This is a genomic window from Aliiglaciecola lipolytica (assembly GCF_018860635.1).
GTDB classification, from domain to species: Bacteria; Pseudomonadota; Gammaproteobacteria; order Enterobacterales; family Alteromonadaceae; genus Aliiglaciecola; species Aliiglaciecola lipolytica_A.
The window spans coordinates 48676-61019 of the sequence record NZ_JAHKPT010000007.1 but is presented as its reverse complement, the minus strand read 5'-3'; the positions used below and the strand labels follow the sequence as shown (position 1 = coordinate 61019).

Here is a 12344-nt window from a genome sequence, read left to right as displayed (position 1 = left end):
GTACGTGTCGATGCTCCTCAGATAAAGCTCTTATTTTTAAACAGGTTAATTGTTCAATGGATGAGACAATGTTTATGAGTGTACAGAAATGGCTGACTTTGCATCTGTAGCCGCGGTCGGAAGTAGTTTGGTACGGTTTTTAAGCCACTGCTTTGATCAACAGCAACCCATACCCGGTGGATCGAGTTCTACTGACACCACTGTTGTGCTTGCTCGAACCGAAGATTTAAATCTAGAAGATAACCCGCTTATCACACCACCTTGTCTCGCGCTGTTCTTATATCGAGTTGATTTCAATAGTACCAGTAGGGCTGCATATTCAGGGAAAGCAATGGCTAAAGGCAGGGCCTACTTGCCTCTTGAGTTTCACTTTTTGATGATTCCATGGGGAATTACAGCGGATCAAGAATATCGAATTCTTGGCAGAACCATGCAGTGTTTAGAAGATAATCCTTTGCTAACTGGGCCCATGCTTGACCCCGTCACGAATTGGGCGCCCAACGATAGTATACAAATTAGTTTAGAGGATTTGTCTACCGAAGACTTAATGCGAATTTTTGATTCACTTCCTGTGGACTATAAACTATGTGTGCCATATATGGCCAAAATGCTAGTTATGCACGGCCGCCGACAAGAGCCGCTTCGAGAAGTTGGACTTGCGACTCAAAAGCTCACCAGTGAAGTGGTGCAGCCATGACAATCGCATTATTTAATTCAGCAATTGCTGTCAATAAACGGCTGTTACTCGGTATTTTGCCGGTCGATGCGCTAACCCGCGATGATTTACCCTTTGCGGTGAATATCGATGTGGAGCAACCCTCAGATATTCAATTATTAAGGCATCCATCTGGACGATTTTCATTGGCCTACCGCGCTGATTTGAGCAGCGCAATTCAAATTCGAATTTTTGATGCATATCGTCGCTATGTGCCCCGCAGATTATCAATATCAGTGTTAACCCTGCAACAAATTTTGGGCATAGAGTCGGCGCAGCCAGAAGATTATTTGCAGTCACGGCAGCGACGACCGGTAATGTACCCTGGCGCTGGATATCCAATCAATGGTCGTACTACTGGTTTACGGGGCAAAGTCATGTTTAATGATTCGCCCCTGCGTTGGAGTATTATTGAGTTGCGTTCGCCGTTAGATTCAAACACGGTTTTAGCGCGAGCTAGGGGAGATGATCGCGGAGAGTTTTTAATACTTATTCCGCCCAATGCGGTGCCTGATGAAAGCCTTAATCAAAGGGTTTCATTTGAATTAATGGTTTACGCCAGAGTTACCCCTATTGCGCAGCTGCCTGCCAACAACCTAGACCCTTATTGGGATTTGCCTATTGAAGTCGTCACCGATCCACAAGCAAGTGATCCTGTTAGTTCGGGAGAAGTCATTCCTACTGACTACGTGGCGTCACAAAGTTCAGTGTCTATATCTTTTCAATTGAGTCAGATGTTGTCTAGTCATGACGTCAGCGACATTGTTTTCAATCCACCTTAAAGAACGCCTACATGTTCATTTAAGCGAAATTCTAAATTGTATAAACGAATTAATCATCGGATTAGCCGATAGTAAAGGAGCACAAGAGCCATGCCAGAATATCTAGCCCCAGGCGTCTTTGTAGAGGAAGTTAGCTTTCGATCAAAATCAATCGAAGGTGTACCAACCAGCACCACAGGTTTTGCCGGAATGGCGAAATGGGGGCCGGTTTGTTATCGAGAGCAAGGGATACAAGGACCAACAAGTTGCGAACCAAGACTGATAACTAGCTTTACTGAATTTGAACGAGTCTATGGCGCGTTAGAAAACATTCAAATAGATGACGGCGGTACAATTGCGCCACGATTGTCTTATCTTGCCCACAGTGCCAGAGCATTTTTTGAGAACGGCGGGAAGCGTTTGTACGTTTCTCGTGTTTTTGCAGCAAATACAGGGGCCGATTCAAGCGATTTTGATACTGCAGCAGATGCTTGGGGGATTGGCCGCGCGGCTGTTCCTATTAGCGGCAATTCTGATGCGATTTTACAGGCCAGATGGCCAGGTGAAATGGGCAATATGTTTGTCAAAGTATTGGTTACCCGAAGTAAAAATATCGCCTATGAAAATGATGATTTAGGTTTAGTACAAGTGCGAGGTGTACAAAATGGGGCGGTCGTCGAGGTAACCGCTGAGGCAGATTTACCCGCGCCTGTGGGTAATCAACCGCTGGATATAGATACTCTAAGGGTAGTCAGTATTGATTCTGACGGTCAACAAACTTTTATTTCTGCTGCTGATGGTAGCACTACGGCACTTGTCGATACTGACGTAGTGCAACTGATCCAATTACGTATTCAAGTGACCATTGGAAGTCAGATTAGTGAGTATGCTGAGCTTGCCACTGACCCGGCGCAAAAACGATACTTAGGGCGAATTTTTGATATTACAAATCCTGAAGATCCCAATTGCCCATTTTGGTTTAATTGGGAGCCTACCGCTGGTAATGAGATTGCAGCGGCCCAATTAGCCGCTGATCTTCGCGGTCCTGATGGCGCTGATGATATTTACGGCTATCGATTCGAAGGTGGTAATGATGGCGTGATGGTCAGTCCTGACGATTTAACCGGAAGTGCAGCGGATCCTGATGATGCTAGTCTTAAGGCAACCGGTTTAGAAGCGTTAGCCGAAGTGGAAGATATTGCCATTGTTGCCTTGCCTGACTCTGGGGATATGGGCTCACCTTTATTGAGTCGGGTTGCCGCGCAAAGTTTAGTGTCTCACGCAGAACGAGAGCGTTATCGAATTGCAGTTGTTGATGGACCCATCAATAGTTCGTTAAACGAAATACGTGATTTTCGTGCGCAATTTGACAGTAAATATGCCGCTTTATATTACCCGTGGATCAATATCTTTGATCCCAATGAACGTTTTTCACAAGGTACCCCCCCTAGACAGATTGCATTGCCTCCCTGCGGATTTATAACTGGCATTTATGCCCGCAATGATATTGAACGAGGAGTGCATAAAGCACCTGCTAATGAAGTGATTCGTGGTTTGACTCGGTTCGAGTTGAATATTAACAAACCCCGTAACGAAGTAATTAATCCTGAAGGCATCAACGCTTTACGTTATTTCGAAGGGCGTGGCTTCAGAGTGTGGGGCGCGCGCACCATGAGCTCTGACCCTGAGTGGAAGTACGTCAATGTACGTCGCTTATTTATCTTCATTGAAAACTCAATTGATCAAAGCAGTCAATGGGCTGTGTTTGAGCCAAATAACCGGATTCTTTGGGACAACATTCGGCGCATGGTGGAAGATTTTCTGCTGGTTTTATGGCGCGATGGCGCGCTACTAGGAGCAAAACCAGAAGATGCATTTTTTGTTCGCTGTGACCGCACCACTATGACTCAAAACGATTTAGATAACGGTCGTTTGGTTTGTTTAATTGGGATTGCACCAGTAAAACCTGCGGAGTTTGTGATTTTCCGGATTGGACAATATACAGCTGATGCAAGCTAACTAATTTACAAGAGGACTATTGTTATGGCGACATTTAGAGAAGATCCCTACAGCGCCTTTAATTTTCTAGTATCACTCAATGATGGACAGGAATCCGAGTTAGTCGGTGGTTTTTCTGATGTCAGTGGTTTAGGGGTAGAGGTGAGTTATGCCGAGTACCGAAATGGTAATGAAAAAGTCAATACTGTGCGCAAAATTGCCAATACTTTCAAAGTGGATGACGTCACTTTAAAACGAGGCTTAATTGGTTCTACTTCCTTATGGGAATGGTTGAGTAATGTCAGCGCAGGAGCCCATGAACCGCGATTAGTGGTGATTACCTTATTGGATGAAGCAAGAGAAGCTGTAGCCAGTTGGGAGCTTCGCAAAGCTCAACCGAAAAAATGGACTGGACCCTCGTTGGCCGCTAAAGGGGGCGGAGAAGTGGCGATGGAAGAACTTAGCTTAGTCTGTGAAGGCTGTAAATACAGTTAATTGGTTGGTAATTTAGGAGCAATTCAATGGCGTTAGGCATGGTACTTGGTGCACCTAATATCATCTCCATAGCAGATCGAACTCAGCGTCAACTGGGTCAGGTAAAAATGGATGTGTGCGCTTTTGTGGGCGTTGCTCCTAAGGGGCCGTCAAGGCGTCATCAAATTACTTCTGATGAAGAACTCGATTTGCAAAAAATTGCCAATAATTGGTTAGTTAGAGATAGAACCGTCGCTGTAAAAGTGAGTAGTTGGGAGCAGTTCAGACGTCTTTATGGCGGCTTTGAATCCCCAGCAAGATTGGTTTACGCAGTTGCAAATTTCTTCGAACAGGGTGGTCAAGAGGCCTACATCTGCCGGATTGTCCATGAATATGCAGACAACATCGTGAATGCTGATGCAGTGGCATCTTGCCAAATTCATAACCTGAGCGCTGATGGTTTAGCCATAGGTTTAAGTGCAAAGAACGAAGGTATTTGGGGAAATCAACTCAAGGCCGCGGCAGGCATTTCTTTTACTCCTATTGAGTTTTTAAGGGACATCAGTGACACCACTTCAGTGTGTTTTGCGGCAACTCAGGGGTTGGAAAGTGGATGTTTATTACGCTTGCTTAATGATGATGCTCATCATCCTGAGGAGCAATTCTCAGAATATCGCTTTATCAACCAAATCAAATGGCAAGGCAATACCCTCGCTGCATCGGAATTTTGGAAACTGGATTTCAGTACTGCTCCGTTACCTAGTAAACCCACGAAAATTGAATGGGTAGAAGGTCAATTTAGTATTATTGATAGTGCAACAGGAATAACCGAAGAATTTATAAAACTAGCATTCAGCCCTAGTCATCCGCGTTTTCTAGGACGGGTTTTATTGACTGAGTCGAATTTAGTCGATCCGCAACTTGACTGGTTGTTAACTGAGCTTGTTCCAGTGACCTTGGATCCCTTTAGTCAAAACTTAGACTCGCTAAGCAGTGCGCAGCAACTAAGCGTCAATCCTTGTTTGTTTAGTGGTGGAGAAGATCGTTATCAGGATATAGATCACGCAGATTTCTTTGATACGAGTTGGGTGCCAGGCGATGAGCGTTTTGGCAGCGGAGTACATTGTTTAGCGAACCTAGTTGATTGCTCACTATTGGCAGTACCAGATTTATATGCGCCTGAGTCTTTTGACAAGGTAGATCATAATCTTCAGCCTGAATTGTTGTCTGGCGCAGATTTCGCTCCTTGTTTTGAAGTGGAAACTGAGTTGCTGGAAGTTGACAAAGCGCTCCCTTCATTACCTAAATTACGCTTAGATCCGCAAGACCATCAAGACCGAGAACTCATAATAGCGCTGCAACAACAGCTCGTTTATTTCGCCAGTCAATTGAAAGAGTTTGTGGTGTTGCTAGACGTACCACCAGAGCAGACACCGCAACAAATATTGCAGTGGCGGTCTAAGTTCAACAGTGAATATTGCGCCGCATATCATCCTTGGTTAAAAGTGAATCAATACAATCCCGATGGCCAAGTTGGCGGCACACCTAAGATTATTAATCCTTCTGCGGTGGCAGCTGGCGTTATCGCGGCAAGTGAATTACAGCATGGATTGACCCATGGTCCTGCGAATCGACTAGCTAAATCGGTATTTTCTTTACAAATTAACGTCTCCGAAGATTTTCATAATCAGTTGCATCCAATAGGTATCAACGTCTTTGTGCAGCAGCGCGACGGCATTTGGCTAAGTGGCGCAAGAACCATTAGTCAGCAGCGCCAATGGAGGCAACTCAGTGTGGTCAGACTAATGGTGATGTTGAAAAGGGTGCTGTTACAACAGATGCAGTGGGTGGTATTCGAACCCAATACCCCAGCGTTATGGCTAGATGTGAAGTTCAAACTTGAGAGTTTTTTGAAACAACTGTTTATTGCCGGCGCCTTTCAGGGGGCAGCTCCTGAGCAGGCCTATTTTGTACGTTGTGATGAAACCTTAAATAACGCTCAAATTATCGATTCGGGGAGGTTAGTTGCGCATATTGGAGTTGCTCCAGCAGAGCCCTTGGAATACATCGTTTTACAGTTTAGCCGCGAAGCCGATGGGTCTTTGAAAATGGTGAGCAAATAATGGAAACACGATTTCTACTGTCAAATTTCAATTTTGAAATTAGCTTAATTAAAGCTGCAAATATTGAATCTGGGAGCAATCTTTCGCCAAGTGCAAATAGCAGCGGTAAAGATGTGTTGGGAGATGGAGGCTTCGCTGAATGCAGCGGTTTAGAAATACAAATGGACGTGCAACAGATTCAAGAAGGTGGACGAAATGATGGTGTAATCCAGCAAGTTGGTTACGCCAAATATCAAAATATAGTGCTCAAAAGAGGCATGTTTTATAACAGCGATAACAAACTTGCCACAGATGTTTGGGAATGGATTCAATCGGTGGTGGGAGGAAGCCTACCGGTTTCTCGGTATGACGGCATTATTAAGGTCTATGGTCATCGAAAAAACACGTCCAAAGATGCGCCAATTATTGCCACTTGGGCTTTTGACCGGGCATTGCCCACTAAAGTCAGTGGCCCCAGTCTCAATGCAAAAAGCGGTGATGTTGCATTAGAGGAACTGCACTTAGCCCATGAAGGTTTACGGATGTTAATTGACTAGTGTTTTAAGCATTGTGATAACAATATAAGGATTGTATTAGTGAGTAATTTAGTAAAAGCAACATTACAAAAGGTCTTGGCTGATGAAGCGGAAACCGAAGATGGTGAAGCTTTTCCTGTGCAGTTTAATCCGTCCTCTTTAAAAATTCGCATCACCAATCAAATTGAAGGTGGTCGTTCAGCTGCCAAACAGGTACGCCAACAAACGGGGAATAGCTCTCGTGTCCTTAGCATGGAACTTGTTTTTGATACTGCCGATGAAGGCAGTCAAAATGCGCCTGTTTCGGTGCGCCAAAAAACCAAACAATTAGAACAATTTATATCCACACCAGAAAACAATCCTGATCCGCCTCCTAAACTTAAATTCAGCTGGGGAGACCTTACCGTCGTTGGTATTGCTGACAGTATTGATGTCAGTCTGGAGCACTTTGCAGCTAACGGGTATCCGTTAAGAGCAAAGGTTAATTTAAGTATAAAAGAGCAAGACCCGACAATCGTTTTTAAGCCTGCAAATCGCGGTACTGGCAATGCAAAAAGTCCAGGAGCGAAGCTTGCATTACCAGGAGCTGGAACTAATTTAGGCTTCTCTGCAGGTGTGAGTATGGGGGCGGGATTAGGTGTCTCTGCAGGCATAGGTATTAGCGCTGGTATAGGTGTTAGTGCCGGTATCGACTTATCCGCTGGAGCAAAAGTGGGTTTAGCGTTAGAGGGGGAAATGGGCGCTGAGTTCGCTGCCAGAATGGGAGTAGACCCAGCCGCATGGCGAGGCTTGGATACTGGCTCAAATAGAGGGGGAAATCTTGCCGCCGGCAGTCAGGTTGCGTTTAATTCAGCCTCAGATAGTAGTCCTGGTATAGGTGTTAGTAGTGGTGTAAATGCCGATTCAGATGTTAACCAAAAAGCATCTTCGGCTTTAAATTTGTCCAATTCCTCAGAGTCAGATATTGCCGGCTCTATGGTTTCCGCAAATAACAAAGGCGATGCTGATTCTGCGGGCAAAGCAATGTCTAGTCTCGGTGGTATTGGTGCAACGATTAATGCCGTTAAATTTCAAAAGAATCAACAGCAAACCCAAATGAGTGTGTCTGCATTTGGCATCAATAGCGATTTGTTCAGTTCTGTTAGTTTGGCCGATCGAGATCTCGCCATTGCAACTGATAACAATGCGTCTATTACCCGTACCCCTCTGGTTCGAGCACACAATACAGGTGTTACAAAAGCATCAGATGAATCTGCTGTTCTCTCAGAAGTTATCGATCAAAGAGCGATCACCTATGGTCAAGGCATTCCATTAGAGCCTTTATTTGGCGTGTCGCAAACTCAAAGCCTTATGAAAGTGTACACAGACCGTGATAGTTCCATTGCTCGCAATACGCGAGATGTCCCTTTTAGTTCTAACGCCTCGACTCCGGCTTGGGTGGCTTTACCTCACAAAGATACTCAGCGACAAGCAATTGATTCTGGGTCAAAGGGGAGTTCAAGTTCGGGCCAATCGAGTGCATGTCTATGTAATGGAGTAATGAAATGACCGCCTATATTGAGCGCATTGTAACTGAAGTGGTTGTTCAACCTGAGCGTGAGCAAGGTAAACAAGAAACGGATATGCGCTATCTAGAACAACAAAAAATAGAAGCAGCGATTAAACGTCAATTTAGTAAATCACAACGAACTAAAGCAGAAGGTTTGGATGACTGACTCGCTATTTTTTAACGCCAAACCAGCATTTAACGTGGATGGTGAAGACATCAATGAACTGATTCGAGATGTGGTGTACATGAGTGTAAAAGAGGGGCTAGACGGACTCAAAACCCTTGAAGCAAGGTTTACCGCAATTGGACCAATGGCAGGGCAAAGAGCAGAGAGTTTGTTGTATTTAGATGGACGTTATTTGGATTTCGGCAAACAGGTGAAAGTAGCCATTGGTGCAGGTAGCCGGCAGCGATTGATTTTTAATGGCTATATCAGTGCGTTGGAAATCCATTTTGAAGAAGGACAAGAGCCAGAATTTAGTTTTTGCGCGGAAGATAGATTGATGGATTTGCGTATGACTCGTATCTCAAAAACCTACGAAGAAATGAGTGATCAACAAATTGTCGAGGAAATCGCCAACCAACATGGTTTACAAATTGAGGTGGATGCGGATGGACCTACTTATAACCAAATTCAGCAGTGCAATATGAGCGATCTTGCATTTTTGCGGGAGCGCGCCCGTTTATTGCAAGCAGAAGTATGGGTAGATGCTGAAACCTTACATTTTAAAACGCGAGATAAGCGCAGTGGCACTAGTTTAACGTTAATTCGAGGCACAGATTTGATGCAGGTACGGGTAAGTGCAGATTTAGCCCATCAAAAAACAAAAGTGCACGTTGCTGGATATGACGCTATGCAAAAACAACCCATCGATGAGTGGGTAGATGAAGATGCCATTAGCAGCGAAATCGGAGCAGGGCGTTCAGGTGTCAGTATCTTGAAAAATGCCTTTGGTGAACGGATTAGCAAACGCGTAATGGAAGTGCCCTTGCAAGCTGAAGAGGCTTCAGTTTGGGCGATAGCTGAGATGCAACGCAGGGCGCGGCAATTTGTAACTGTCAATGCCATATCGGTAGGTGTTGCAGATTTAGTAGTCGGTAGCTCTATTACTTTAGAGCAAATTGGAACACCGTTTTCTGGAGATGGTTATTACGTAACTAAGCTGGAGCAATTATTCACCTTGGCGGAGGGGCATCAAACTCATTTTGAAGCTCAACGAGCATATATTAATTAGCGAGATGGATTTATTTATACAATTTTCAATTGAGGATACAACATGCATTTAAGGAGTGGCAGATGACAAATCAATATGCGCCTGATGGCGGCAGACAACGCTATTTCGGTGTTTATCCGGCGATAGTGGTAAATCTTGTTGATCCTCAAAATTTGGGAAGAGTGTTAGTCAGTTTTCCTTGGTTGAGTGATTCAAATGTTGAAGCTTGGAGTACGTTGACTACACCTTATGCGGATGATGATCAAGGTTTACAAATTATGCCTGAAGTAGATTCTCAAGTGGTCGTTGCGTTTGAGGCAGGTAATTTGCGTCGACCTTATATTATCGGTTCTTGTTGGAACGGTGCGGCTGTGCCACCGGAACAAGCTGAAGATGCAAACAACATTCGTACCTTAAAAACCCGCTCGGGAAGTGAACTTAAATTTGATGATAGTCAAGGAGCGGCCAAAATTACATTAAAAACCGCAGGTGGGCATGAACTGATATTGGATGAGGCATCGAGTGCCATAACGTTGACACATTCAGGTGGGCATAAAATCGAATTTTCAGCGTCTGGTGCCATCGAAATTACCGCTAATTCTACGGTTGAATTGAACGCTGCGGCGTTTAACGTGCACGCACCAGTGGCTAATTTTGACGGTATTATCAATTGTACAACGCTCATCGCCAGTGCCGCTGTAGTGTCACCTTCTTATACTCCTGGGGTAGGTAACTTATGGTAACTCTGCCATGTTAAATACATCAGAGCATCCTTGGAAATTGGTTGGTCCGTGGTATCGGCCTTCTTCTTTAGGTGGTTACGCGGTCACCAAGACGGCTTTAAACCGCTTTTCTGCTCCTATTATTCAGAAATATGCGGATGCTAATTTTGCGAACAATCTTGTCAATGAACCGCAGCACTCATTGCGCTTTAATAGTGAAGATTTTGTTCAGCCCTTTAGCGGTGATCCTAATCAGGTGATTACTCCCATAGAGCGCGCGCAGTCTCACACTCCTTTGAAACTTTACCTAGATACCCATAGCCGTTTTTATGTTGTGGTGTGTGAATTGCATTGTGATGTGGCTGGGTTCCCGCAAGTCGAGCGTAACAAAGTGTGTGAAGCAGGATTTGTGGTTCGTCGTCGTGTGCCAGTTATCACACCGGAACTAAAAGGCAAAGTTGAGACCTTATTACAGCAACGCAGCCAACTGCAAAATGACCTCAATAAAGTCAATATGCAAGTAAAAACAGCACAGTTGCAAGAATCTCAACGGAGCAGCGATATTAGTGGACTGTTAAAAACCAAAAGCGCGCGATTATTTTCTGGTTTGCAATCTGGTACGGCTGAAAAACTCACTGAAAAGCTGCAAGACACCAATGGACAGTTAGACCAATTGAGCCAAAGCGGCGACATTAAAATTGAACTACAAGGTTGGAAGTCCAGTGATTTAAAAGGCGTGGGAAACTGGCTCCCAATTGAAGAAACACCTGAGCAGATTACAGAACAGGTAATTCCCATGTATCCGCTTATCGCTGATCCAACTAATCCTAATCACTCTGCCAATGGCAAAACCCTTTGGTTTGGCGTTATACCAACTAGTTTAGCTGATGTTGATAGCAACAATAATCCAAGGTTTGATGACGCTGATCTATATGAAATACGTTGTTTTGTGCGTCGACACCATAGTCAATTCCCCATTCAGAAAAACCACGCTGACTGTTGCGGTGATGTAATTTGGAGTGAAGCAACCGAAGGTTATCAAATTGCTGCTCATTTTGATCTAGATGGCACTAGCCATCGACCGGTAAATATCAAATTACCTGACTTACCGGCTATTCGTAATCAAGTCAATAATGCCCCTGCAGGGCGAGGAGCAAGTGCTCGGATTATAGCTCCAGCGGAGTCGTCCCTTAACTTTGCCACTGATAGTATGGATATGCCCCAAGGCGGAGAGCCGTTAACTCGTGCGGGTCAGCAAATCTGTTTCTTCTCGATTTTTCTTTTTTTCATTGTTGCGATGTTTTTATTCCGTCTGTTTTTACCTATTTTGCTATTCATTTTCAATTTATGGTTTTTGCTAAAACTAAAATTTTGTATTCCACCCTCATTTCAGTTTGATGCGGGCTTGGTGGGCAGCTTGAATTTTGACGGTTCTTTTGGCGCAGATTTTAATGCCTCGATTGATGCTCATGTCGAACTGATGACCGAATTTACGGCTGATTTAGCGGTTCAGGTGGCCATTGAAGGTCCCGATTTGGAAGCTAAATTTAATCAACCGAATTTCAGTATCACTGTAAATAAAGGAAAAGATAACGAAAAAACCTACGTGGATGAAGGGGTTTTGGCTAACGACTTAGGATTAATGATAGCCAACGGCATCAATGCTAGTGACGACATGCGAGCTGACATCAAAAATGGTGGCGATAGCCCAGGTTTAAGCAGTCTCAGTTTGAATGAACTGGCGGGCATTTTTATCGCTATGCAAACGGAGTATCAAGACGTAAAACACCCTGAATTAGCGGGGATACTGCCCACTCCTGATAGTGGCTTAGTGTACTTTGAAAAAGTTGAATTGAACAAGGAGGCTGCATGACCCAGTCGTCCCCACTGAAGGCATTTTTAGGCAAGGGCTGGGCATTTCCAGTCCAACCTAGCCAAGCAGATAAAACTATCGCTTATGTTGAAGGTGCTGAAAAAGTGCGACAGTCAATTTGGATGATTTTGCAGACTGAGCCTATGGAGCGAATTATGCGACCTAATTTTGGCTGTGGTTTACGACGTTACTTAATGCAACCGAATAATTCTGCTACTTGGTCTGGGATACAGCGGGATATTGAACGCGCGCTTAGCCGTTGGGAACCAAGAATAAAGCTCGAAGAAGTCAAAGTGAATGGTGGCGAAGATCCCTCTGTCGCAATGATCAGCATTCGATATTCTCATGTTCAGGACGGAAGTCGTGAAAATCTTGTATTTCCCTTTTATCTGGAGTAGCT

Annotated in this window: 12 protein-coding genes; all 12 read left to right on the top strand. The window is 44.4% G+C overall.

The annotated features are described in order from the left end of the window. Positions 1-88: 88 nt before the first annotated feature. The 12 genes from KO530_RS03435 to KO530_RS03380 all read left to right on the top strand — a co-directional run bounded on the left by KO530_RS03435 (position 89) and on the right by KO530_RS03380 (position 12342). Complete coding sequence (locus KO530_RS03435) at positions 89-697, top strand: DUF4255 domain-containing protein (RefSeq protein WP_216047000.1); 609 nt, start codon at positions 89-91, stop codon at positions 695-697. Next, positions 694-1497 carry a hypothetical protein gene (locus tag KO530_RS03430; protein WP_216046999.1) on the top strand — a complete coding sequence of 268 codons (804 nt, stop codon included), beginning with the start codon at positions 694-696 and terminating at the stop codon, positions 1495-1497. Before KO530_RS03435 ends, KO530_RS03430 begins: the two co-directional genes overlap by 4 nt. Positions 1498-1587: 90 nt before the next feature. Further along, on the top strand, positions 1588-3495 hold the full coding sequence (locus KO530_RS03425) for a phage tail sheath family protein (RefSeq protein WP_216046998.1): 1908 nt from the start codon (positions 1588-1590) through the stop codon (positions 3493-3495). 24 nt (positions 3496-3519) lie between these two features. Further along, positions 3520-3969: a phage tail protein gene (locus tag KO530_RS03420; protein ID WP_216046997.1), complete on the top strand. Its 450-nt coding sequence runs from the start codon at positions 3520-3522 to the stop codon at positions 3967-3969. A 26-nt stretch (positions 3970-3995) separates the two neighbouring features. Beyond that, complete coding sequence (locus KO530_RS03415; protein WP_216046996.1) at positions 3996-6071, top strand: phage tail sheath family protein; 2076 nt, start codon at positions 3996-3998, stop codon at positions 6069-6071. Continuing rightward, positions 6071-6607, top strand: coding sequence for a phage tail protein (locus KO530_RS03410; protein WP_216046995.1), 537 nt, complete (start codon positions 6071-6073; stop codon positions 6605-6607). Before KO530_RS03415 ends, KO530_RS03410 begins: the two co-directional genes overlap by 1 nt. Before the next feature lie 39 nt (positions 6608-6646). Continuing rightward, on the top strand, positions 6647-8134 hold the full coding sequence (locus KO530_RS03405; RefSeq protein WP_216046994.1) for a CIS tube protein: 1488 nt from the start codon (positions 6647-6649) through the stop codon (positions 8132-8134). Next, positions 8131-8301 carry a hypothetical protein gene (locus KO530_RS03400; RefSeq protein WP_216046993.1) on the top strand — a complete coding sequence of 57 codons (171 nt, stop codon included), beginning with the start codon at positions 8131-8133 and terminating at the stop codon, positions 8299-8301. Before KO530_RS03405 ends, KO530_RS03400 begins: the two co-directional genes overlap by 4 nt. Then, the gene (locus tag KO530_RS03395) at positions 8294-9370 is read left to right on the top strand and encodes a phage late control D family protein (RefSeq protein WP_216046992.1); all 1077 of its coding nucleotides are present in this window, start codon (positions 8294-8296) and stop codon (positions 9368-9370) included. The genes KO530_RS03400 and KO530_RS03395 overlap by 8 nt, the downstream gene beginning before the upstream one ends. 62 nt (positions 9371-9432) lie before the next feature. After that, positions 9433-10092 (top strand): phage baseplate assembly protein V, encoded by a 660-nt coding sequence (locus KO530_RS03390; RefSeq protein ID WP_216046991.1) that lies wholly within the window; start codon positions 9433-9435, stop codon positions 10090-10092. A gap of 7 nt (positions 10093-10099) precedes the next feature. Continuing rightward, complete coding sequence (locus tag KO530_RS03385) at positions 10100-11944, top strand: hypothetical protein (RefSeq protein ID WP_216046990.1); 1845 nt, start codon at positions 10100-10102, stop codon at positions 11942-11944. Continuing rightward, a complete protein-coding gene (locus KO530_RS03380; RefSeq protein ID WP_216046989.1) occupies positions 11941-12342 on the top strand; it encodes a GPW/gp25 family protein in 402 nt (133 codons plus the stop codon). Before KO530_RS03385 ends, KO530_RS03380 begins: the two co-directional genes overlap by 4 nt. Positions 12343-12344 lie beyond the last annotated feature (2 nt).